Source organism: Gaoshiqia sediminis (assembly GCF_025907915.1).
Lineage (GTDB): Bacteria > Bacteroidota > Bacteroidia > Bacteroidales > Prolixibacteraceae > Gaoshiqia > Gaoshiqia sediminis.
The window spans coordinates 313,974-338,023 of the sequence record NZ_JAPAAF010000001.1 but is presented as its reverse complement, the minus strand read 5'-3'; the positions used below and the strand labels follow the sequence as shown (position 1 = coordinate 338,023).

Below are 24,050 nucleotides of genomic sequence, written 5' to 3'. Positions count from 1 at the left end.
TAATGCCTATCACATTTTATCCAGAAAAACCTATTGAACTACTTGAAAAATACATTACCAAGGAGAATGGAACCCCCTTGAATGGCGAGATTGAAATCTACAGAAAGTTGTATGACGATCTCAATAGAAGTAGATCAAACTGGTGGGTATGGCATGACCTCAAATTACCGTTTCATTCTGACCGTTCCAATCCATACAGAAAGACGAGTGCTCAAATTGATTTTTTAATATTATCGGAGGAAGGCATTTTGATCCTTGAGGTCAAAGGAGGCCCCATTTCATACAGAAACAATACTTTTTACTATGGAAACAACTATGAAAATAAAATAAGTCAGAATCCATTTAGCCAGGCTGAAGGATATAAATATACAGTCCGGGACAATGTACTGAATTCAGGTAGCAAATACTTAATATGCCATGCAGTAGCTATGCCTCATTGCCACGTTAGTTTTGATTTTAGGATAATCGAGAATAGTATACTTTGGTCTGCAGCGTTTACTGATAGATATGGAAATTCTATGGAGAATTTTATTTTATCGGTATTTAAATACAACAGAGAAAAACATAAAAAGTATCATCGTAATTTTCCAAAACTTGGACTGCGAGAAATTGATGAAGTAAAAAGAATATTAAGTCCTGTAGTATATGATCTTAATCGATTCTATAATGCTGATACAAGCGAATGGTTAAATGTAAGTAATCTAGACATTCTTGACAGCCTAAGCAAAAATGATCGCATTATGATCGAAGGATGTCCAGGCACAGGAAAGACTACTCTTGCAAAGGCATTTATCGACAAACAATTAACTAAAAAAGGGCTTTACTTATGTTGGAATAACTTACTAATGCATAAAATAAAGTTTGAATTAAAGTCCCGAGATATACTCAAAACATGTGAGGTCAATACTTTATCAAAATTTATATTGAAACTCGACCAGCAACTTGTTCCCAACCAATTAATGATCCTAGATGAAGAGGAATATTATCGATTGCTAAAGGAACTTCTGGCTAAGTTAAAAAATGATGGAGCACTTCCCCAATATGATTATATGGTTATTGACGAAGGGCAGGATATCCTTGATCGTGGAGCTGATCTGCTGATCAATGAATTATTAGCCAATGGGAAAGGGCTAGAAAATGGAAAAGCTCTCTTACTATATGACATTGATCAAAGTTATTTTATAGAGGGAAGAGATGTTGCAGAAATAGCAGCATTGTTATCCGTGTATTTTGCCCACTTTAAACTTAATGAGGTAAGGCGGAGCGCTCAATGCCCTGATATCAGGAAAATGGCAGTTCGAGCAATAAATGATCCTGATTCCTTAAGTTTTGAGCTTTTTAGCTCACATCCACTTGATAGAATTAAGATAAAGTACTTTAGTTCCCTTGAAGATATAAAAAACTACATAGTGAAGAATATCCTTCGATCCATTAGGGAAAATAAAAATTCTTTAAAAGGGAGCGAATGTATTGTGCTAATAGAATCTGTCCTATTAAAGCCATCTTATGGTATAGAGCCAGGTATGCATTATTATCTTCAAATAAAAGATGTTGAAGAACTAGATCAGGATAACATTGGAGATACAAGCAATGTACTTAGATATACATCTATTCTTAAGTATAAAGGACTAGAAAAGGAGAATGTCATACTGATTGTCAGGAATCCAAGTCTGTTAAATCGTTATGAACTTTACATAGGTGTAACGAGGGCTATTGCAAACCTCGAAGTCTTAGTTGTCAATACAATTTCGGTTAATGAATGACCCTAACTCGCATATTATTCATTATTTAGATTTATTTCTATCTCGTGAGTCGGAAGACTTTGATTTAATATTTGAAAAGATAGAAGATGAACAGAAATCATCTTTCAGAAAATTCTTATTGTATCTTAATAACCTTGTGGATGATCTTTTGGATTTAAATAGTAAAAACGGCTTAAAATTTTCGCATATCCATCTTCCAGGGCTCTCTCAATGGCGTAATATAGTTCTTGAGTTTATGATCATTAAGCTCTATGTTAAAACAGCTTCAAGTCAAATTAATGCTGATACTTCAGATTTATATATCAACCATGTCTCTTCTGTAATATCAAAGGAACTAGGAAGCTCTATTCGGCTTAATACAAATGAAGGTAAACGCGATCTTGCTAAAAAGAGGGCAGAAAGAAAAAAACTAAAAAGGTTAAATTGGGATTTTAAATTGTTGCAAGAGTTGGGTTTTGATACAAGGAGAGAGAACTATCGGCCTAAATGGTTATTTCATCTTCTTGTCAAGGACTATAATTTTCTTGTTGACCGTTATTCCCCGTCTGCATTTTTCATCGAATTAAGCAACATAATTGGTAAAGGGAAATTGACATTTATGTCATATCTCTTGATAAATTCACATAAGTCCCTTAATGATCTGGATTCTTTTGATCTCGAAGAAAAAAGTATCCTAGAATATATCGAAAATATTTTGCTTTTTGACTGTACTAGCAGAAGAGCAAATCAACAATTCAATTATTTTAACCTTAGTAGGTTTAACCGTGAAGGACTGAGCTTCAGGAATTTAATGATCATAACTTTTGATGAAAAGCCCTTTCGCCTTAATAGATTGATATCAGGGCTCAGTGATGTCTCTACTCGCTATTACGAACGTCCTTCTGGACTAAACTTCCAATCATATGTAACCTTTCCTGCTGAACTAGGAGCTTTACTTGAAAATGTTCCCGATAAGCAGGTCGAAGTAAATTTTGTTACAAGTGACGATTTGATCTGGGCGAACTTTCAAGATTTGATCCATGATCATGAAAATTTATACGAGTTAATATCGATAAAGATGAGGAATATATATTCTTTATCTTTTAGTGACCAACTTAAAGAATTAATAATTGAAGATATCTTTTTGGTAGACAAGACACCTATTTTTTTATCAGAAGAGACAAAAGCAGAATTATTCAGACTGAACGATGAAGATATTCTGAGAATCAAGCTTGCATTAGAAGATGTTTTAGATATCGTGATACAACTTAACATATCTTCACGCATAGAAAATCTTATGTCTAAAACAGAGACAAATATTGTTGTGCCTTTCCATGCACTTAATTCAAGAGACGTTATTGACCTTCTAAAGAAACAGTTTCCAAATAGTATTTTTATAACGTGGAAGGAAGTAACTTATGTGACCAAAGGAGATATTATAGTATTGGATTATCGGGATTCCGGCAGATTTCCCTATTCAATTTATCCAAATCTGTTCGAATCTAAATTTTCTTCTACCCAAGATCCAAAGGGAATGTTCCTAGCAATGTTTTTTAAGCGAAATTATGATCATGCATTTTTCGAATATAATCAGACTTTATTTGAAAAGGTTGGGCAACATAGGATAAGACAAGAAAAATTTAACTGGCAGGCTTTAATCCAACAACTTCGATTGAATAAACCAGAAAACAAAATTGACTCGTATTTGTGGGATTTAGATAATTCTTATAATAGCAGTGGAGAGAGAGAGTTGGTAAGGATAAAATTTTCATCGGGAAACCCAAGAAGCTTCTATCCTTCTCAGTTGTTCATTGCAAAAGTGGAGGGAGATGAACATTATTTTCCAGTAAGAGCAGATGAAATTACTGACTATATTGTTGAAAACGCCATAAGTGTACAGCCTCTTGATGAATTATATAAAGATATAAATCTATTTGAAGCTTCGGACGAAGAAGAAAGAGAAGTCTATCAGTTAAAGAAGCACTATGATTTGACAGGTGAAGAACAGGGACATAGACTATGGAAGATACTACTGAAGAGGAAATGCGATGCAATTGGATCGGATAGCGTGTATATCCAGATAGAAAAGCTCTTATCAGACATTGGGATCACTATGATTAAACGGAGTTACTTTGAAAACTTTTGGGTAAACATTAGAAGTGATTCACTCATTCCTAGATCAAAGCGGACATTTAAGATTTTATGTGATTTTTTAGACCTTCCTGATGTTTACTTTAGGATCATGCTGAAAAAAAGAGCAAGTGAAAAGTTAGCTACTAGGGTTAGTACTATTAAGATGAATGATTTGCTTGCGGGATTAATGGAAAAGGGTATGTTTGATGACGCCACTTGTGAGCTAGCGTTTGATGAGACATTTATCAATAAACACGACCTTGATGAATTGTGGTTCAATATTGAAAACCTATCGACTGAACTTCGATCATTGGTTGATCTATTGAAACCAAACATAGAATTGGTTAAGGTTGTAAATGCTAAATTCAAAGCCATATGATCAATAAAAAACGAGAATCCCTTATACGATTTCTTAAGGAACAAACAATAGGCCCTGGAGCCATTGGATTTCGATTCATTGATGTTCAAGACAAAGAACTTCTTGACCAAGATCTTAAGGAAGAGGCATCTTGTGACTATCTTAATGAAATAATCAACAATGTGCCAGGTGCGATTTACAGTACAGGTATATTATTCCCTATCGATAGAAGCCAAAGCGCTAGGCTTGAAGCTGATCCTGATATTTCATCTGATGATGCAGATCAAGATGTGGAAGGAACACAAGAAAATGTATCTGATTCGGATATAGTTGATCCAGAGGCTTTGAGCATTAACCAGATGTACCCTAACACAATGGGGTTCACCTGTTGCGTCAGAAATGAGAATGCCTTTTCTGGGTTAAAGATTAGGATCAGAGGAAGGTATTATAAAAAAATACAAAGGAATACTATCGGTGGAAGATTTGGACTCTTATTAGAGCAGGCTAAGGAAGATTTTAGAAAGTACTTTGACTCATTAGGAGACGATAATCTTTTAAGAGACAGAGTAAAATTAAATGATATTGGCAAGAATACAATATTGACAATATCAAGGATAGAGCCAGACGAGATTGGAGAGTTGAAAGCTAAGCTGAGAGATTTTGACAGAATAAAAACTAGCCAACTTGGCAGCGATAGAGAAGGACAATATTTAAGTGGTTTCAAGGAATTCTTGTTTCGAAAGCTTCGATATAATAGTACAGATCGAGATGAACAGATTTCAATTGCCAATAAGATTAAGGAAATTGAAGAAACAGAGTGTTTTATCTCGCATCTGAATGATCTTCTTAGCATTTTTGATAGTAGAGGATATGGACTCTGGAAATCGCAAGATTTTGTTAAGGAAATTCAAATGCCATCAAGCTTTGGAGAAATAGGTCGTAAAACAGTTCTTAATTACAGAAAGTATCCAGAATTTAGGCATATCATAGAGAAAGAACTGCCAGATCATAATCAAGCTTCATTATCGATCAATGTTCAACTTAGCAAAGACTCCAGAAGACAGAATGATAATATTTTCATCAAAGTACAGTTAATCAATACCTCTACAGAGTTCACAATGCTTGAGGGGGATTCAAGGTATTTCTCAACTTTTAATGAAGTAGTTAACCAAAGATCTTTTTTTGGGGTTGGATTAAGTATTGAAACCACTGATCTAGTTCCATACAGGAATGACCTATCCAAGCTTGATAAGGAAGAGTTTTCGGAAGATGATGTTACACAAATCCTTTATCACGATTTCCAGGATTATGCAATAGGTCATGGCACTTCTGTAAAATGGTCTAAAATAAACAATGGAATGAAGATAGAATCGGAATACATTCCATCATTTGATACACCAAATGTTGACCCAATACCCAAAAATAAATATCAACTTGTATCTAATCATGGGGCTTTTGAACCAGATAATATCTTTAAAGATACTCGATTTTTACAATTCAAAGCTTTGTCAACATTGTCAGGGCTTAATAATAGTGAAGTACTGGAAGGTTTAAAGAATTTTGTAATTGCTTACGAGAACTGGGTAAACAAAAAGAGAAGGACTTTTCAGGATACAGCTTTTGCCTCAGTGGCAAAACAAGAACTGGATAAATGTTATGGCGATTATCAGAGGATGGCAATTAATATTGATACAATCCTCGCCGGAACTGAGAATACCGATAACTTATTTGCCTTTAGATTAATGAACACTTCCATGTTCATGCAGTTATGGCATTCCGTAAATGTAAGGAATAACACAGTTCAAGAATTCATGGGAAAAGATTTTGCTTCTTTTGATGACGAATTCTATAAAAATGCCAATGACGAGCTATTTGCATCAGGTGTACCTGCTGCCTGGAGGCCTTTTCAATTAGCTTTCATATTGCTCAATCTTGATGGAATCTTTCAGCGGAAGGATGACCCAATATGGGAGAAGAGGAATGGCTTGGTAGATTTGGTTTGGTTTCCCACCGGGGGAGGGAAGACTGAAGCTTACCTCGGGATAATAGCGTTGACTATTATTAACCGCAGAAAGAAACATAAATTTATAGGTGGAGGAACTGCTGTGTTGATGAGATATACGCTACGCCTGTTAACCAAACAACAATTTGAGCGTGCGTCACTTGTAATAATGGCTCTTGAGTTACTCAGAAGATGGAACAAATATGATCTTGGAACTGAACCTATTTATATAGGATTGTGGGTAGGGAAAGGTAGTCTCCCTAATTCTCTAGATGACCTTGAAGACGAATATAAAAAGATTCAAGCTGCTCAGAGCAAAAACGAATCAATACCCTCTAATAAGATTCCTTTCACAAAATGTCCTTGGTGTGGCCATCATTTTAATCCAATTTCATTTGAGAGAATAACAGATTCCAGTAATGTATATGAATACAATAGAGTATTGCTTCGTTGTTCAAACAATAAATGTTCATTTAGTGTACCAGCAAGAAAGAGGCTGAAGAGATCAGATCATGGTCCAATTCCTGTAAGCCTTTGTGATGAAGAGATTTATCAGCATCCTCCAGCATTGTTGTTTGGCACCGTAGATAAATTTGCACAACTTGCCCACAAAGTTTCTGATGAAGCGAATAATAGACATAAAGACTCGCGAAGGATATTTGGGAACGGTAATTGGGAAAACGGAAAACCAAAAGATGGTTATTTGACGCCTGACCTTATTATTCAGGATGAACTACATCTTCTTTTGGGACCGTTAGGATCTTCAGTGGGACTATTTGAGTCAGCAATTGATCAACTTTGCACGAGAACTTTAAATGGTTCTACTTTGCGACCTAAAGTCATCTCTTCGACTGCGACAACAAGGAATACTGAGCTTCAGATCATGGCATTGTTCAACAGGAAATTAAGCTTGTTCCCAAAGCCGGGGATTGAGTGTGACGACTCATTTTACTCATTCTATGAGAGAACATTTGACAATGCGGAAGGAAGGAACCCAGATTATAATTCAAAACGCAAATACCTTGGGATTCTTCCAACAGGTAGAACCCAAATGTGGATGCAGATGCGATTAACTGCAATACTAATGGTTCATCGAGCAATTTTTGAGTCAAAGGAGCTGGGGGGGAATGGGTTTCCTATTATAACTACCTATGAAGGTGATCTTGCTAAAGCTATGGATAATTACCATACGATGCTTACTTATTTTAATAGCCTTAGAGAAGTTGGTAAGACAGAATCTCAGATCAACACATACATTATCAAAGAAATAAGGAGGGTCTTTAACAGGGTATTACGTCCAGGTAAAATGATGCACAGTCTATATACCTATTTTTTGGAAAAGGGGGAACTGACTGGAAGATTATCTGGCGAAGAAGTCAATCGAGAATTAGAAAGAGTTAGCTCAAAATGGATTCCCGAAAAAAGGTTTGCACACGTAACTGAACTCGGAACGAAAGAGATAGGCTATATTCCACCAGATGTCGTGGTCGCTACAAATATGATCTCGGTAGGGATAGACGTATCTCGGTTCAATACGATCATCATGAATTCTATGCCCAGAAACTTGGCTGAATACATACAAGCAAGTAGTCGAGTGGCAAGAAGCACCTATGGTATTGTTCTGACTGTTCATCACCCGTTCCGGGCGAGGGATATTTCTCACTATGAAAAGTTCATAGAGTTTCATGAGAAGATGTATAGTTATGTTGAACCTATATCAATAACTCCTTTTACTCAAAAAGCTGTAACAAGATATCTTGGACTTTATATGGCAACTATGTTGCGCCACAGAACAAGGTTTGTAAACCGAAATTCAGCATCAGCAATAGCAACACTTTCTTCTAACCAGATTGAGGAACTTATTGGCTCACTTGCTTTGCATTTTCAAGAAAGAGAGGTCTGCATAAGAAACATGAATGTACCTGATGTCGTTAAGAATCTGTTGCAGGAAGAGAATGTGGACTTCATTGAAGCCAAACTTCGTGGAGCCATTGATCAATGGAAATCAGTAGCGTCGGATACTATGACCGAAGGGAAACAACTAGTCTTTAATAAGAAAGCAAAAAAGGCAACGCCGGCACAAGAACAACTTTATATCGAAATTGATGAATATGAAGAAAATGTGGAGAATAAAGACTGGCAGATACCTCAATCGCTCAGAGTGATTGAACCGGAAGCGGTAATTAAGATTAAATCTAAGTAATATGAATATACTAACTACAAATCAGTATAATCAAGGGGTTGGCCGAAGCAAGATATTGTCTTCCTCTTCTGGGGTGGGGGCAATTATTACAACTAAATCAGGATATTATGTACTTATCTCGGATGTTAATCAATGGCGGTTTATAGCATCTGCTCAACGAGATATTTCCAAGGTTCGAGAAGAATTCACGACGTCAGAATGGTATAGTAAAGCAAAAAAAAGAGCTCAAGAAATTGGACTTTCTGTACTAGATGATCAAAGATTTATAGAGTTTTTACGTATTGAAAAAGAAATACCAAATCTGTTGTGTCTAATATCTATACCTCATCTGGCTTTAAATGAGCATTATAATACTGTAAATGTTAGCAACAACCCGGTGATCAGTGCCATCAACCAAAATGGCGGTTCCGTTAAGACTGAGGATTTTATGATTTTCGGCACTCATTTTCCAAAGTGGTTCAAGAATCGAAAAGGAGAATTGAAACAATATAAGGACTGGAAAGAGTTGTGGCGGAACAAAAATTTGAAAATGAAATTTTTCGCTCCCCCAAGAGATGCAAACGATCCGGTGCTAGGTGCTAATAAAACTCCTCTTCCTCCGTTAAAGGCAAAAGACATTGATGGAATTGAAGAGGATATTCCATTAAGGCATCAACTAACTCAGACGAATCTAATACTTATCTGCGCGAATGGACATTTATCTGATGTCCCATGGAGCAAATACTTGAAATGGAAGTCAGATAGAAATGGCCCTACTAATAGAGGTCATGACCTTTTAACATATGATGATTGTTGCACCAATCCAAAACTAAAATGGTCAGAAAGTACCACAAAATCGGAAGGTTACTCAAGTATTTATATTGAATGTTTGAACTGTAATAAAAAAGAGAATCTAGAAGGAATAAATAACCTATCCCCATATTGTTTGGGCGAAAAGCCTTGGGGAATAGATATAGAGGGATCAAACATTGCCATACCGAGAGACGATTCTTGCCAGGGTATTAATAATCAAAGACAATCTATGCAATTAACTCTTGTAACGAGTAACAATGTCTACTTTTCTAATGGTTTTTCAAGTTTATATATTCCCAAACATCTAATTAGTGGAACTGACGAAAGATTGATTGAAACATCTGAGAGATATGAAAAAAAATATAAATCTTATCTTGATGTTTTTCCGGGAGAAAGTAAAAGAGATTTCTTTAATAAGGTAATGACTCCAGAAAAGCTAATTAGTGATGGATACCAGGATTACCTTGATAATATTGAAGATTTCCATCACAAGTTACAAGGTGTCTTTTTAGATGAAATAGATCAAGTGGTGCAAGATACTCATGAACACTATCGATGGGAAGAATATCAGTGCTTTATGAATAATACCATTTCACCGATAAGAAACGAAGGCATTTCATTCAAGGATATTCAAATTCCAGAACTAGTTTGTGAGTATTTTAGCAAGATACAACAGGTAAATGAATTAAAAATTTCGCAAGTACAACTTGATTTTACACGTGTCAGACCTAGTGAAAGGATAATGCTTGACGGGGAAATACAAAATACTGGAAACGGCCAGCAAATATTTTCAATTGAAAGGAATGAAGTGTACGTTCTACCAGCAAATGAAACTTATGGAGAAGGAATATTCTTCGGATTTAATGAAGTGTTGATACAACAATGGTATGAATTAAACAGAGCAACAATATCCTCTCGCTTAGAAAGTATATTACGCACTTTAGATGAAAATAGTCGTGGCTCTGGTTCGAGGCAAAGGATCATCAGTGATGGCATTTATAGAGGGGCTAAATCTTTATTAATACATTCGTTTTCTCATATACTAATGAGAGAATTAGAATTCTCCTGTGGGTACCCGACAGCTAGTCTAAAAGAACGACTATTTATATCCCCAAGGATGTCAGGTGTACTTATATATACAACTGAAGGAGCAGAAGGTAGTATGGGAGGCCTTGTTTGGCAGGGGCAACCGGGCAAGATCGAAGACCTAATAATAAAGGGACTAAACCGTTCTTTTGATTGTTCATCTGACCCCCTATGTTGGGAATCTGATGGTCAGGGTTTATTCAATCTTAATTTGGCTGCATGCTTTTCTTGTTCTTTAGTTTCTGAAACAGCTTGCGAAGAATGGAACTTAGGCCTAGATCGTAGAATACTTGTAGATCCAGTGTTTGGGTTCTTTAAAGATCTATTGACTAAGTAGTTATATGGGAAAGGTAAAAACGTTCAGCGATAGAAGGCTTGATAGACATTGCATATACTGTGGCAATGAACCCAATTTTTGGGAAACATCCACTACCAATTATAGTTTTTCCCAGTTCAAAATCATTTTTTTGGATCAAATTGGATTATTTTGTATATTTGTACGTAACAAACTCATTTCAAATTGATTGAACACTGATCAAATTTCAGGTGAGTTAAACGGTGAGTTCTTTCTGGAAACATTTCGATATCTTTCTGATAATAAAATATTTACAGGACACAAGACGAATCCTGGTATCCCGACTTGAAAATCAAAGAGTTACAAATCAAAAATTTGTAGCTCTTTTTTATTTGCAAGTAATCTGCAAGTCGTTTTTGGGATCAGATGATATTTCCGGTGGATTAAATTTTCAAGCATAAATTTTAGCGACTCTGAAAAGGAAATATTTTACATCGCTCACTCCTCTCAAAACTGCTCTGAAAGCTTTCAGTTTAGCGTTGTAGGATTCTGCTGAGGCATTGAGTACTACGGTTATCAAAGAAGTTCAATATTTCCAGGTAATGGGTGTAGATTGTTGCAGAGATGGTGTTGAAAGATTCGAAGCCTGAATCAGTTACCTGGTTGTACCATTTTGCCAGTTTGGTGTAAGCTGGCACCTTTGTCTTTTGTAAGTGAAAAGATCATTCGCAGAGAATGGGTCAGGCCATAAGCTTGTTTGATGTCGGGATATTGGGCAAACAGGATCTTTGCTCTTTGCTTTTGTGTATTGGACCATTTGTCGGCTGATTTGAAAAGCAGGTATCTGCTCCGGGCGAGGAGTTGTCTTTTTGTGTCCCCGTTGTCAAAGCGAAAAGGCACATATTCTGTTTTTTCCCAGCGGGCATTGTCTATGGCATTGGTTTCTTCATTGATCGCATCCCATCTGTGTTTGACACGCATTTCCTGTAGTGCTTCATAGGCCAGTTTCTGCCTATGGAAACGATCGATAACCTTTGTTGCCTTGGTAAAACAACGTTTTACAATCAGGTTCATTGATCCGGCCATATCAAAGGTGACTTCATCAACCTTGTCGCGTAATTTTTGGGGGATGTTCATCAAGATTTCAATAACTGATTCCGACTTTGTCCCTTTAATCATGGCAACCAATGCACCTTTTTGCCCTTTTGCTGCTGATCGGGTAGTTGTCCAAATATTCCTTTTAAAAAAGACGCGAAACTTTTGGTGTAACGCGTTCCTTCGGCTGTTGTATCCCAGCTGTTGCTGATGATTTGCCCCGTTTCTTCAACTTTCCATTTCCGCCTCCTTATGTGAAGAAACACCGCCCTGCCTCGTGTTGAAAAGTCTTGTACGGCTACCGGGGCATGGAACCCATTTGAGCTAAGCTTAACATGTTTGTACGCCGGAGGAGAAACGTTCAACTCATCCAGGTAAACATCAATGAACTTATCCTTGGTTTTTACATCGGTGATCTCAAAATAATCAAACAGTTCTTCCGGTAGAATGGCTTTGATATGCAGTTTTATTGGCTTTGTTTCGATCCCATTGCTGTGGTCTAAAAATAACCAAGCAAAGATCTACTTATTTTTTACTCCACCTACTTTTTAAAGTGATCCCTATTTGCGTTTTCTTATGCCGCTTTGCATCAAAAAGAGCCTGTAAGTGTTGACTTACAGGCTCTTGCTTCTTTTTACTTTGTTTTCCAGCGGAGAGAGAGGGATTCGAACCCCCGGACCCGTGAAGATCAACGGTTTTCAAGACCGCCGCATTCGACCACTCTGCCATCTCTCCGTGATGTGGCGGCAAAAGTAGATGAATTTTTCAAAACTCAAAAACAATTGCAAGAAAAAAACTTCTGATTTCAAAAAAAAAAAAGCAAGCTAAGAGTTGCTTTTTTAAATCTTATTTTAGAATTTTATAAAACTTAAAATTAGAGCGACGGAAAGTGTTGATTTTACTGATGTTTTAAGAAAATTTGTCGCATCTTTGATATTTAATAACGGTAACTATGTCAATAAACAAGTAATAATAATCAGTTTATTTTTAACCCTAAACATGTTTTCCTATGAACAAAGCTCAATTAATTGATGCCATTGCTGAAAAAGCAGGTCTTACTAAAGCTGATGCCAAAAAGGCGCTTGACGCATTTGTTGAATCTACAACCGATGCATTGAAAAACGGCGACCGTGTTGCATTGATCGGATTCGGTTCTTTTGCAGTTTCTACTCGCAGTGCCAGAACTGGTAGAAATCCTCAGTCAGGAGCTCCTATTGAAATTCCTGAAAAGAAAGTAGTAAAATTCAAACCAGGTGCAGAACTTACTGATACAATCTAGTATTGTCCTGAAAGAAATTCTGAAAGGGTGGCCGTTTAAAAGCCACCCTTTCTTATTTTTGTCCTTTCATCAAGCTGCAATTCAATATGAATCAACATTTAATCAACTATCTTTCCGAATTCGTCACTTCCGAACGGCTCGACCTGTTTGAACGGACATTGGCGCAGCGCACCCGTTACCTGACTATTGCCCTTGAAGATATTTACCAACCGCAAAATGCCAGCGCCGTTCTGCGCACGGTAGATTGTTTCGGACTACAAGATGCCTACATCATTGAAAACAATAATAAATTTGAAGTTGACCGCGAAGTTGCCATGGGTGCAACCAAATGGCTAAACCTTAAAAAATTCAACAAAAAAGAGAACAATACCCAGGAAGCAATCAAGTACTTGCGCAAAAAGGGCTACCGTATTGTTGCCACCACGCCACACGAAGGCGACATCAACCTGGAAGATTTTGACCTGAGCAAAGGGAAAACAGCCCTGTTCTTTGGAACAGAACTAACCGGAATTTCAGATATTGTAAAAAACGAAGCCGATGAATTTCTGAAAATCCCCATGTACGGCTTTACCGAAAGTTTTAACATATCGGTGTCAGCCGCCATCATTTTACATCACCTCACTCACCAATTACGGTATCACACCGACCTGGACTGGCACTTGACACCGCAGGAGCAAGCCGAAATAAAATTAAGCTGGTTGCGCCGCTCTATCAAAACGTCAGCCCTAATTGAAGAACAATATAAGCTAAAGCTAAAAGAAGGATTATGAATGAAGTATTTGTTGAGAAATTTGACGACATAAAAATTTTACGGTTTTGGCTAACCGGGTTCGATCAGTTGAGCCTCAACCAAAAACAGTATATCTATTATCTGAGTGAAGCAGCCCGCTGCGGACGCGATATTTTATGGGATCAAAACAACCGCTACAATTTAAAGATCAGGAGACTACTCGAAACTATTTACCGGTCTTATTCCGGAAGGCGTGACACAGCTGATTTTGAAGCGTTTCACACATACCTGAAAAAGGTTTGGTTTGCCAATGGTATCCATCATCATTATTCAACCGATAAGTTTATCCCGGGCTTCAACCGATTAACCTTCGAAACATGGATACAACAATCGGAATTAGATGATTTGAAGCATGATCGTGATCTGGAAGACCTGTTGGACGTCATCTTCAACCCGGCACGGGAAAGCAAGCGGGTGAGTCTGGACAGCAACAAGGACCTGCTTGAAGCGTCGGCCATGAATTATTACCAGGCTGTTTCACAACAGGATGCCGAGCTGTTTTATGACGAAAAACGCAAGGCAGCCGGGCAGCAGGCTCCATCGTTCGGGCTGAACAGCCAACTGGTGAAAAAGGACGGCCAATTGCAGGAAGTGATTTGGAAGGCGGACGGGAAATATGGCTCGGCCATCCGGAAAATCATTTTTTGGCTTGAAAAGGCCATTCCATTTGCTGAAAACGAATTGCAGCAGGAGTCGATCCGGAAATTAATCGCTTATTACGAAACAGGCGATTTGAGACTATTTGACGAATACAGCATCTTGTGGGTGAAAGAAAATCAGGGCCAGGTGGACTTTGTGAACGGGTTCATTGAAGTTTACGGCGACCCGCTGGGAATAAAAGGCAGCTGGGAATCCATCGTCAATTATAAAGATATGATAGGCAGCGAACGCGCCCGGATTTTATCGGAAAACGCGGCCTGGTTCGAAGCTAACTCACCGGTTGACGACGACTACAAAAAGAAAGAAGTTAAAGGTGTAAGCGCCAAGGTAATCCATGTGGCCATGTTGGGCGGCGACTGTTACCCTCACACGCCGATTGGGATCAACCTGCCCAATGCCGATTGGATCCGAGAAATCTACGGATCAAAGTCGGTTACCATCGAAAACATTACGCACGCCTACTTCATCGACTCGCTGAACAACGGCATGTTGGAAGAATTTGCCGCTTCACCTGCTGAAATTGAACGCGCCCGTAATTACGGCCAACTGGCAGGCAACCTGCACACCGATCTGCATGAATGTCTGGGCCACGGGTCCGGCCGGATGCAGCCCGGCGTAAGAACCGAAGATCTGAAAAATTACTATTCCACCCTGGAAGAAACACGCGCCGATTTGTTTGCTCTGTATTACATCGCCGACAACAAACTTCTCGAATTGGGACTGGTCCCCTCACCCGAAACCGGCATGGCCGAATACGATGCCTACCTGCGTAATGGCTTAATCACTCAACTCACGCGCATTGAGCCCGGGAAAGACCTGGAGGAATCGCACATGCGCAACCGCCAGCTGATTGCCCGCTGGGCTTACGAGCATGGTCAGGACGAAAACATGGTTGAATTTATTTATCGGGACGAAAAAACGTACGTCCGGATTAATGATTATCTGAAATTGCGCGATCTTTTTGGCCAATTGTTAAAAGAAGTGCAGCGGATCAAATCGGAAGGCGATATCGAAGCAGCCAAAGCCCTGGTAGAAAGCTACGGCGTAAAGGTTGACCGGAAGTTGCATGACGAAGTGCTCGAAAGGTTTAAAAAGCTGAACATTGCCCCCTATGCCGGATTTGTCAACCCCGAACTTGTACTGGTGAAGAACGATGCAGGCGAGGTGGTAGATGTGGATGTCGATTATTCATCGGGATATACCAAACAAATGCTGGCCTATTCCGACAAATATGGCTTTCTGGCTTAAACAGCAATAGTTGACACTACAATAGTCTGACTAATTCAGTGAAGGAGAAGGGGCCTCAGCTTCTTCTCTTTTTTTCTTGCTGAGGATATGAAGCGACGAATTGAACAACTGCACTGTAAAACAGAAGGTGCTGCCCACCTCAGGTTCACTTTCAACCCGGATTTGCCCACCCACCTTTTCGACAAACTCTTTGCAAACCGACAAGCCCAAGCCGGTACTTTTTTCGCCTTCGGTACCATATTGAATATGGCGGGCATCCGGATCGAACAGTGTGTTAACCTGCTCCTCCGACATACCCGTACCGGTATCGCGCACAAACACCCATACTACCGGTCCGCGTACCTCAAACCAAACATCCACCCGGCCAAAACGCGGTGTAAACTTGATGGCATTGTTTATCAGGTTTCGGCAAATCGTTTTTACCATGTTCCGGTCGGCCCACACGACACTATCTTCCTGCTCATTACAAATCAGCGTAATTTCCTTGTCGGCAGCCACCGGTTCATACAGATGAAAACATTCATCCATGATCTCGTTCAGGCTAACCTTTTCCCAGAAGGGGTTCAAGCTATTGGACTGGCTTTTTGCCCAGCTTAGCAGATTATCCGTCAACTCCAGCACATAGTCGTTTTTTCGATCCATTTGTCTCGCCATATCGTTTACCGCTTTAAAATCGCCATCACGCAAATAAAAATTAATCAGCTTCGAAAAGTTCGAAATAGAGACCAGCGGGCTTCTCAGATCGTGGGCAATTATACTGAACAGTTTGTTCTGGGTATTGATGGATTTCTGCAACTGCTCATTTTGCTGCTTTATTTGGATCTGTTGCTGGAAAATATGCTTGCTTTGGGCCTGCAACAACCGGTTAATCCGGCGGTAGTAATAATAGAAATAGACAAAAATACCCAGAATGACCAGAATGAATGAGGCAATAAAAATTAACGAATTACGCTGAGCCCGTTGGATTTTAAGTTCATCTTCCTTAATCAGGTTTTCTTTTTCAAGTAAACTGATCTGGTTGTTCTTTTTCTCGGTTTCGTATTGCTTTTCCAGCTCCAATACTTTCTCCGTCGTGGCAACCTGATACAGGCTGTCGTTCAGCGCATCCCACTTTCGAAAATAGTCCAGGCCCTTCGATACCCGCTCCCGGCTACCGGTTTCTTCAGCAATCATAAGATTGTTAAAAAATAGGTTCCGGTAATTTCCCAGGATCGAGTTGGGGTTATTGGCTTCTTTGGCAATTGAAAGTGATTTAAAATAATATTTTTCAGCATTCAGATAATCACCCCGGTCATAGTTAATCGCTCCCAAAACCCGGTAACAACGTTCAATTTTAATCGGGTCCCCCATCTTTTCACCATCAGTCAACGATTTTAGAATATACTCTTCGGCTTTTGCCAACCGGTTCTGCAGGTAGTAGAGTGTTCCCAGGTTATAGGTTATTGTTACCAGATTATCTAATTGATCGGTACCTTGTAATTCGTGATATGCCTTTTGATAAAACTCTTCGGCTTTTGTGTATTCCTGAAGACTTCCATAAACATTCCCGATATTCATCGCCAGAAAAAAACGTTGCTCCGGGGTAAGTTGAAAGAAGTAATTACGTTCCAGTATCCCAAAATATCTCAGCGCATTATCGTAATCTTTCATTTTCCGGTGAACAATTCCCAGATTATTTAAGATGAAAAATCGGAGATCAAACGAATCTGAATCAGTTAAAAGTTTTTCAGCCTGCACCAAATTCGCAACAGCCGAGGTAAAATCATAACTCTTTTGCTGCGTCTTAGCCAATTCGGTATGTGCTTTTATAGATAAGATACGATCTCCCGTCGATTGGGAATAATCCAATACCTTTTCCAAGATAAGCTTTGAAGAATCGGGATATCCAAGTTTGTAGTAGATTCTGCCCTGGTCAGTCATTACTTCCCAGGCAATCGCCTGATTGTTGGCCTCAATCGCTTGGCTATAAATATGTCTGCTTAAAACTAATGCGCTGTCTGTATTTATTTCTATTAGTTGCTTCAATTCTTTTAATTGGCTGCTTATTCTTATGGAATCAGCTTCCGGGCTTGATGCTGAGCAACAGAGAGAAATTGACAGGACGATTGAAAAAGTTAAGAAAACCTTGATTAATTCTCTCATCGCGAAATAGACTTGAATAATTTTAAGCAAAAGTAATCGATAAAAACCTTGACTTTAACGACATCGTCACTGGTAGTTGGCATGAGAAGCTTTCCTTATTCTGCCCCATCGGTAAAGTCAACATGGGTATCTTTTGGTTCCGCAGGAGCATAAGTTCCTGTTGTCGATTTTTGTTCAACAACGCATTTTACCGTTTTGTAAGCGACAGATTTGTCAAGATCGATAACAACTGACGTTGAAATAATCGGTTCGTCCGGTCCGTTTACCAATTGGATTTGATCGGATACCGTGATGATAACTCCCCAATACTTTTTACCACCTTGTTCAATTTCTTGCTGAACAATACCGGTGATACAATTATTTTTTGTCGTTTGGAGGACAACTCCAAGTAAATAACTTTGATTTGTTTTAGTTAAACTTAAATACGGCTTGTGTAATTCCATCGATGTATGGGTTAATGGTTTATCGTGCCTAATTTAATTAATTATTTAGTCTCCATCCAGACAAACCGTCTGAATTGTAAAAAATGCCCGCATCGGCAAACAAATAAGCGGTCACAGGCGTATCCGAATTGTACGATTTGAAAACGGTGATAAAAACCATTTGCCATGAAGTTGGGCCACATCATATTTATATTGACTGTTTTTCTGCTATTATCCGGCTGCATGGTTTTTTCCTTTTATCCGCTTTACAGGCAGGAAGATTTATTTGCCAACGATCTACTGGTGGGCGAATGGCTGGAAGAAGATTCGGCCAGCTGGCAGTTCGACTTTTACTACCGGGGAGAAGAACATTTACCGGAAAATCGCGACAGCACCTCCTTCCTGCTTCATATCAAAGACCCGGACCGCAAGGAAGCCCGGCAGGCAAGTTTCAGGGTGCATATCATCCGGTTGGCCGGCCATTATTTCCTCGATTTCTTCCTGGAAGAATATTTTTGCGATGATGTTGACCTGTTTGACCTGCACCTGATGCCCGTGCATAGTTTTGCCCGGCTCGATTTGCAGGATTCGTCAGCAGTCATTCGCTGGTTCGACCCTGCCTGGCTGGAGGACCTGTTCAAAAAGAAGCGGGAACAGATCTCTTTTCAGGACAATGGAGACAGTTTTTTACTGACTGCAAAAACCGAGGAACTGCAAAAATTTGTGGCCAAACATGCGAATAACCCGAAGGCCTTTTCCGGAGGCGTAGTGATGGAACTTCGGCGAATCACCCGATGAGCTGGCCATCTTTCATCCCAACGCAAACCAAGCTGACACCTCCTGCCGGTAATCCTTTTCCTGCCTGTGACGAAAAGTATTCGTGCGCGGCACAGGAACATACTGCTCCCGGTAAATTTCCAGATTGACAACAATATCGCGCAGTGCTTCGATAAACAGGGTGACCTCAGCATTCGTCATGGTAGGGTGCAACGACCAGCGCACCCAGCCCGGCTTGTCCGACAAGTCGCCATGATTAATTTTATCGGTGATTTCGGAAGATTGCTCGTAGCTCACTTCCAGCAAAAAGTGGCCGTAGGTTCCGGCACAGGCACAGCCCCCGCGCACCTGAATGCCATACAAATCGTTCAGCAAACGTACCAGCAGGTTGTAATGAATGCCCGGCACATAAAAAGAAATCACCCCCAGCCGGTTGCGCTGGTTGTTGGCCAGGATGACGACTTCGGGAATACTGTCGAGCCCGGCAAAAGCCAACTGAAGCAACTCTTCTTCGCGGGAACGAATCCTTTCAATGCCCATTTGGTCTTTCAACTGAAAACAGAGGGCCGTGCGGATCGATTGTAAAAATCCGGGGGTTCCGCCATCTTCCCGCGCTTCAATGTCGTCAACATACTTGTATTTGCCCCAGGGGTTGGTCCAGTCCACCGTGCCGCCGCCCGGATGGTCGGGCACCGTGTTGTGGTACATCGACTTGTCGAACACCAACACACCCGATGAGCCCGGCCCGCCCAAAAACTTGTGCGGCGAAAACATCACGGCATCCAGCTTCATCATCGGGTCGTCGGGGTGCATGTTAATCTCGTCGTAAGGCGCCGACGCAGCAAAATCGATAAACGCCACTCCCCCGTATTCGTGCATCATGCTGGCCAGCTCGTAATACGGCGTACGGATGCCGGTTACATTGGAACAGGCCGTGAACGACCCTATTTTAAACGGACGATCTTTGTATTCTTCCAGCTTTTTGCGCAGATTTTCGGGGTCAATCTGTAAATCGGCCCCCGGTTCAACAATGACCACATCGGCAATGGTTTCGTACCAGCTGGTGTGGTTGGAGTGGTGCTCCATGTGCGAAATGAAAACCACCGGTTTCTCACGTTCTTTGATGCAGGCTTTCCCCGAAATCTTTCCGCACAGCTTCAACCCTAAAATCCGCTGAAACTTGTTGATGACCGTCGTCATGCCAAAACCGGCAGTGATGATCACATCGTTGGGGCCGGCATTCACATGCTGCTTGATGATTTGATGCGCCAAATGATAAGCGCTGGTCATCAGCGCGCCCGTCTCACTGGTTTCGGTGTGTGTGTTGGCCACAAACGGCCCGAAATCATGCGCGAGCTTCTCCTCGATCGGTCGGTACAAGCGGCCGCTGGCAATCCAATCGGCATACAAAATTTTCTTTTGCCCAAACGGGCTTTCAAAGGTTTGGTCAATTCCGATGATCTGCTCCCGGAAGAAGCTGAAATAATTTTCGAGTGTTCCCATGGTCAACAGTGCTGGCGAATTGAGCACAAAATAAAGCCATTCGCCTGACATAAAAACAGAAATAAATCACATTTCACGGCACAACTTTCCGATGAAGTTGCCAATCAGGGTGACAATTCGTCATTTTTAACTACTGGCACACGCTTTGAAAAAAAGACCTTCGTTAAATCAGATGTTAAACTCAAAAAATAAGATAACCATGCAAAAAGGTAAAATTGGCGTATCAAGCGACAACTTATTCCCGATCATTAAAAAATTCCTGTATTCCGATCATGATATTTTTCTGCGCGAGATTGTATCGAACGCGGTGGATGCGACCCAAAAACTGAAAACATTGGCCGCCCGCGGCGAAACCAGCGTTTCGGTTGAAAATGCCGCCGTGCGCATTTCGCTGGACGAAGATAAAAAGACCATCACCGTATCGGACAATGGCATCGGGATGACTGCCGAAGAAGTGGAAAAGTACATCAACCAGATTGCCTTCTCGGGCGCCAACGAATTCCTCGACAAATACAAGAACGACGCGAATGCCATCATCGGCCACTTTGGGTTGGGTTTTTACTCGTCGTTTATGGTTTCGCACAAGGTTGAAATCATCAGTAAATCGTACAAAGAAGGTGCACAGGCCATCCGCTGGGAGTGCGACGGCAGCCCCGAATATATCCTGGAAGATGCCGACCGCACGGAAGTGGGCACCGACATCATCATGTACATCAACGAAGAGTCGGAAGAGTTTGTAAACAAAGCGCGTGTTTCCGAAATCCTGAACAAATACTGCAAGTTTCTGCCTGTGCCCGTCGTTTTCGGAAAGAAAACCACCTGGAAAGACGGCAAGGAGGTGGATACCGAAGAGGATAACCAAATCAACGATATTGCACCGGCCTGGACCAAAAAACCGGTTGACCTGAAAGATGAAGATTACGCTTCGTTCTACCAGCAGTTGTACCCGTACAGCGAAGAACCGCTGTTCAACATCCACCTGAACGTGGATTATCCCTTCAACCTGACCGGTATTTTGTATTTCCCGAAACTGAAAAATACGATCGAGGTCCAGAAGAACAAAATACAGCTGTACAGCAACCAGGTTTTTGTGACCGACTCGGTTGAAGGCATTGTGCCCGAATTCCTGACCCTGCTGCACGGGGTGATCGACTCGCCCGACATTCCGCTGAACGTGTCGCGCTCGTACCTGCAAAGCGATTCGAACGTGAAAAAAATCAGCACACACATCACCAAAAAAGTGGCCGACCGCCTCAGCCAGCTCTTTAAAGACAACCGCGAAGAGTTTGAAAAAAAATGGGACGACCTGAAGATTTTCATCGAATACGGCATGCTCACCGACGAAAAATTTGCCGAAAAAGCGATGAGCTTCTTCCTGTTCAAAAATACCGACGGCAAGTATTTCACCTTCGAAGAGTACGAAAAACTGATCAAGGACAGCCAGACCGACAAGGACAACAACCTGATTTATTTGTACACCAGCCACCTGGAAGACCAGTACAGCTTTATCCAGGACGCCAAGAACAAAGGCTACGATGTGCTGGTGATGGACGATGTGCTGTCAACGCACCTGATCAACCAATTTGAGCAGAAACATACCGATAAACGTTTTGTGCGCATCGACTCCGATGTGGTGGACCACCTCATCCGCAAGGAAGACCCGGCCGACCACCTGAGCTTTGAAGAACGCCAGGAGCTGAGCCCCGTGTTCCAGTCGGTTTGCCCCGAAACGAACGGCGTGAATTACGTCATCGACTTCAAAAACATGGGCGAGCAGGCCCAACCGATGGTCATTACCCGCAACGAGTTTATGCGCCGCATGAAAGACATGAGCAAGCTGCAAGGCAACGGCGGCATGAACTTCTACGGCGACCTGCCCGAAAGCCTCAACCTGGTAGTCAATACCGATCATCCGCTGGTGAAAAAAGTGCTGGCCGAGAAAGACGAAGTGCTGAGCGCTGACCTGACCCAACTGAACGATCAACTGGCCGCTTTAAAAGGCGAACAGGAAGGGCTGGAAAAAGCCAAAGAGGGTAAAAAAGACGAAGAAGTGCCTCAAGCCGACAAAGAAAAGCTGGAAGATGTGCGCACTAAAATTTCCGGTCTGGAAGATGAAAAACGCGACAAGCTGAAAGCTTTCGGTAAGGACAACAAACTGGCCAAACAGTTGGTTGACCTGGCCCTGCTGGCCAACGGACTGCTGAAGGGCGAAGACCTCGACAAATTTGTACGCCGCAGCGTAGAACTGATCAAGTAAATCAGTCATCACCATAAAACCGAAAAGCCATCAGCAAAAACACTGGTGGCTTTTTTGCTTGAAGACCTAATCCAAAGTCATCAGGAATGCAAGATGTGCCTCAAGGAATCCGCCAACAGCGTTAAGGAACAGACGATGCACGCTAAGGAACCGAAAAAATAGGTTAAGGAACAGGAGAAGAACGTTAAGGAATGGAAGAAATGCGTTAAGGAACGCGCAAAACATGTTAAGGAACAGCTCGTGACCGATAACAACCCAATTCCCTTGAAATTCTAGTTCAATCCCCGTTCTTTCAAAATGCGCAGGGTCAAGTCGAAAGCGGGGGCGGCCATTCCACCGTGATCGAAACCGTCCAGCTCGTACAAATAGGTCTGCTGGTGCCCGGCCACTTTCATCATACGGTACATATACGCATTCTCTTCGTAGCGCCCCAGCATTTCCAGTTCGCGGCCGCCGGTAATCAGGTACAGGGGCGGAGCGTCGGGACGAACGTGAAACAGCGGCGCCAGGGCATCAACAACCGGCTGTGTTCCCGGGATACCGCGCTCGTCGCGGATGGTAAAGTGCGTAATGGTATGCCCACTGAAAGGAACAAGTGCGGCAATCCGGTCGGCATCAACGCCAAAAGCAGCCAGATACTGCTTATCCAGGCCAACCATGCTGGCCAGATAGCCTCCGGCCGAATGTCCGGAGACCACAATCTTTTCAGCCGAACCGCCAAATTCTTCGATGTGCCGGAACACCCAGGCCACAGCAGCCGCGGCATCTTCGATATACGCCGGGCTTTTCACCTGAGGACTTAACCGGTAGTTTACCGCCACCACCGCAAAGCCCTGCTCTTTCCAGCGGTCGGGAATGAATTTTTCGCCCCCGGTAATTCCCCCGCCATGAAACCAAACAATGGTGGCAAAATCCTTCTTCCCAACCGGATAGTAAACATCCAGGCGGCAACGCTCGTTCATGTAATCGGTCAAACCGTCATTCTCACGGTACAACAGATTGGTTTCGGTTTTATAAGAAATCGTTTCCTGTGCTTGCACGGAGAAGGACAGCAGGAAAAACAGTGCAAAAATCGAGGGGAATAATCGAATAGAATTCATGGTTTGAAGTATTGGTTTGGACGCATAAAGATAGCAGAAAAGGAAAAATAAACTGAAGTATATTTCGTCCCTACGGGACTGGGATGCCTTTTGCAACTTCTTTCTCTACCAATATCTGATCCCTGACGGGATGTCGGACATGCCGGACAAAGTATTGTTCGAGGTA

16 protein-coding genes and 1 tRNA gene are annotated in these 24,050 nt (G+C 41.3%); 9 read left to right on the top strand and 8 right to left on the bottom strand.

The features are described 5' to 3' along the window. Positions 1-2: 2 nt before the first annotated feature. The 4 genes from N2K84_RS01355 to drmB are packed head-to-tail and all read left to right on the top strand — an operon-like array spanning position 3 to position 10,653. On the top strand, positions 3-1,763 hold the full coding sequence (locus tag N2K84_RS01355; RefSeq protein ID WP_282589962.1) for a nuclease-related domain-containing DEAD/DEAH box helicase: 1,761 nt from the start codon (positions 3-5) through the stop codon (positions 1,761-1,763). Next, positions 1,756-4,254, top strand: coding sequence for a hypothetical protein (locus N2K84_RS01350; RefSeq protein ID WP_282589961.1), 2,499 nt, complete (start codon positions 1,756-1,758; stop codon positions 4,252-4,254). Before N2K84_RS01355 ends, N2K84_RS01350 begins: the two co-directional genes overlap by 8 nt. Next, positions 4,251-8,438 carry a helicase-related protein gene (locus N2K84_RS01345; protein ID WP_282589960.1) on the top strand — a complete coding sequence of 1,396 codons (4,188 nt, stop codon included), beginning with the start codon at positions 4,251-4,253 and terminating at the stop codon, positions 8,436-8,438. Before N2K84_RS01350 ends, N2K84_RS01345 begins: the two co-directional genes overlap by 4 nt. 1 nt (position 8,439) lies before the next feature. Further along, complete coding sequence (drmB, locus tag N2K84_RS01340) at positions 8,440-10,653, top strand: DUF1998 domain-containing protein (RefSeq protein ID WP_282589959.1); 2,214 nt, start codon at positions 8,440-8,442, stop codon at positions 10,651-10,653. 491 nt (positions 10,654-11,144) lie between these two features. Here drmB and N2K84_RS20510 read toward each other — a convergent pair whose 3' ends face one another. The 4 genes from N2K84_RS20510 to N2K84_RS01330 all read right to left on the bottom strand — a co-directional run bounded on the left by N2K84_RS20510 (position 11,145) and on the right by N2K84_RS01330 (position 12,441). Further along, entirely contained in the window at positions 11,145-11,309 is a 165-nt protein-coding gene (locus N2K84_RS20510) for a transposase (protein ID WP_428221976.1), read from the bottom strand. Next, positions 11,263-11,844 (bottom strand): ISAon1 family transposase, encoded by a 582-nt coding sequence (locus tag N2K84_RS01335; RefSeq protein WP_282590043.1) that lies wholly within the window; start codon positions 11,842-11,844, stop codon positions 11,263-11,265. The genes N2K84_RS20510 and N2K84_RS01335 overlap by 47 nt, the downstream gene beginning before the upstream one ends. After that, on the bottom strand, positions 11,787-12,155 hold the full coding sequence (locus N2K84_RS20505) for an ISAon1 family transposase N-terminal region protein (RefSeq protein WP_428221977.1): 369 nt from the start codon (positions 12,153-12,155) through the stop codon (positions 11,787-11,789). The genes N2K84_RS01335 and N2K84_RS20505 overlap by 58 nt, the downstream gene beginning before the upstream one ends. A gap of 201 nt (positions 12,156-12,356) precedes the next feature. Continuing rightward, a tRNA-Ser gene (locus N2K84_RS01330) sits at positions 12,357-12,441 on the bottom strand. A 274-nt stretch (positions 12,442-12,715) separates the two neighbouring features. On the opposite strand from N2K84_RS01330, the gene N2K84_RS01325 reads away from it, so the two are divergent. The 3 genes from N2K84_RS01325 (at position 12,716) to N2K84_RS01315 (ending at position 15,683) form a co-directional block, all read left to right on the top strand. Then, positions 12,716-12,985 (top strand): HU family DNA-binding protein, encoded by a 270-nt coding sequence (locus tag N2K84_RS01325; RefSeq protein WP_282589958.1) that lies wholly within the window; start codon positions 12,716-12,718, stop codon positions 12,983-12,985. Positions 12,986-13,071: 86 nt separating this feature from the next. Continuing rightward, positions 13,072-13,755: a TrmH family RNA methyltransferase gene (locus N2K84_RS01320; RefSeq protein ID WP_282589957.1), complete on the top strand. Its 684-nt coding sequence runs from the start codon at positions 13,072-13,074 to the stop codon at positions 13,753-13,755. Next, positions 13,752-15,683 carry a dipeptidyl-peptidase 3 family protein gene (locus tag N2K84_RS01315; RefSeq protein WP_282589956.1) on the top strand — a complete coding sequence of 644 codons (1,932 nt, stop codon included), beginning with the start codon at positions 13,752-13,754 and terminating at the stop codon, positions 15,681-15,683. The genes N2K84_RS01320 and N2K84_RS01315 overlap by 4 nt, the downstream gene beginning before the upstream one ends. A 30-nt stretch (positions 15,684-15,713) precedes the next feature. Here N2K84_RS01315 and N2K84_RS01310 read toward each other — a convergent pair whose 3' ends face one another. Together N2K84_RS01310 and N2K84_RS01305 are read right to left on the bottom strand one after the other, a co-directional pair. Then, positions 15,714-17,708, bottom strand: coding sequence for an ATP-binding protein (locus N2K84_RS01310; protein WP_282589955.1), 1,995 nt, complete (start codon positions 17,706-17,708; stop codon positions 15,714-15,716). Between the two features lie 212 nt (positions 17,709-17,920). Further along, complete coding sequence (locus N2K84_RS01305) at positions 17,921-18,268, bottom strand: hypothetical protein (protein ID WP_282589954.1); 348 nt, start codon at positions 18,266-18,268, stop codon at positions 17,921-17,923. Between the two features lie 165 nt (positions 18,269-18,433). Here N2K84_RS01305 and N2K84_RS01300 point away from each other — a divergent pair, with 165 nt between their 5' ends. Beyond that, on the top strand, positions 18,434-19,045 hold the full coding sequence (locus N2K84_RS01300; protein WP_282589953.1) for a hypothetical protein: 612 nt from the start codon (positions 18,434-18,436) through the stop codon (positions 19,043-19,045). Between the two features lie 12 nt (positions 19,046-19,057). Here N2K84_RS01300 and N2K84_RS01295 read toward each other — a convergent pair whose 3' ends face one another. Next, complete coding sequence (locus N2K84_RS01295; RefSeq protein WP_282589951.1) at positions 19,058-20,578, bottom strand: aminotransferase class V-fold PLP-dependent enzyme; 1,521 nt, start codon at positions 20,576-20,578, stop codon at positions 19,058-19,060. A 148-nt stretch (positions 20,579-20,726) separates the two neighbouring features. On the opposite strand from N2K84_RS01295, the gene htpG reads away from it, so the two are divergent. Further along, positions 20,727-22,784, top strand: coding sequence for a molecular chaperone HtpG (gene htpG, locus N2K84_RS01290; protein WP_282589950.1), 2,058 nt, complete (start codon positions 20,727-20,729; stop codon positions 22,782-22,784). A 272-nt stretch (positions 22,785-23,056) separates the two neighbouring features. On the opposite strand, the gene N2K84_RS01285 is transcribed toward htpG, so the two are convergent. After that, on the bottom strand, positions 23,057-23,884 hold the full coding sequence (locus tag N2K84_RS01285; RefSeq protein WP_282589949.1) for an alpha/beta hydrolase: 828 nt from the start codon (positions 23,882-23,884) through the stop codon (positions 23,057-23,059). Between the last annotated feature and the right edge of the window lie 166 nt (positions 23,885-24,050).

What these genes read in the sequence shown, in the direction of transcription:
- N2K84_RS01355 (WP_282589962.1), top strand. Translation starts at nt 3, where the DNA reads ATGCCTATCACATTTTATCCAGAAAAACCTATTGAACTACTTGAAAAA.
- N2K84_RS01350 (WP_282589961.1), top strand. Translation starts at nt 1,756, where the DNA reads ATGAATGACCCTAACTCGCATATTATTCATTATTTAGATTTATTTCTA.
- N2K84_RS01345 (WP_282589960.1), top strand. Translation starts at nt 4,251, where the DNA reads ATGATCAATAAAAAACGAGAATCCCTTATACGATTTCTTAAGGAACAA.
- drmB (WP_282589959.1), top strand. Translation starts at nt 8,440, where the DNA reads ATGAATATACTAACTACAAATCAGTATAATCAAGGGGTTGGCCGAAGC.
- N2K84_RS01325 (WP_282589958.1), top strand. Translation starts at nt 12,716, where the DNA reads ATGAACAAAGCTCAATTAATTGATGCCATTGCTGAAAAAGCAGGTCTT.
- N2K84_RS01320 (WP_282589957.1), top strand. Translation starts at nt 13,072, where the DNA reads ATGAATCAACATTTAATCAACTATCTTTCCGAATTCGTCACTTCCGAA.
- N2K84_RS01315 (WP_282589956.1), top strand. Translation starts at nt 13,752, where the DNA reads ATGAATGAAGTATTTGTTGAGAAATTTGACGACATAAAAATTTTACGG.
- N2K84_RS01305 (WP_282589954.1), bottom strand. Translation starts at nt 18,268, where the DNA reads ATGGAATTACACAAGCCGTATTTAAGTTTAACTAAAACAAATCAAAGT.
- N2K84_RS01300 (WP_282589953.1), top strand. Translation starts at nt 18,434, where the DNA reads ATGAAGTTGGGCCACATCATATTTATATTGACTGTTTTTCTGCTATTA.
- N2K84_RS01295 (WP_282589951.1), bottom strand. Translation starts at nt 20,578, where the DNA reads ATGTCAGGCGAATGGCTTTATTTTGTGCTCAATTCGCCAGCACTGTTG.
- htpG (WP_282589950.1), top strand. Translation starts at nt 20,727, where the DNA reads ATGCAAAAAGGTAAAATTGGCGTATCAAGCGACAACTTATTCCCGATC.
- N2K84_RS01285 (WP_282589949.1), bottom strand. Translation starts at nt 23,884, where the DNA reads ATGAATTCTATTCGATTATTCCCCTCGATTTTTGCACTGTTTTTCCTG.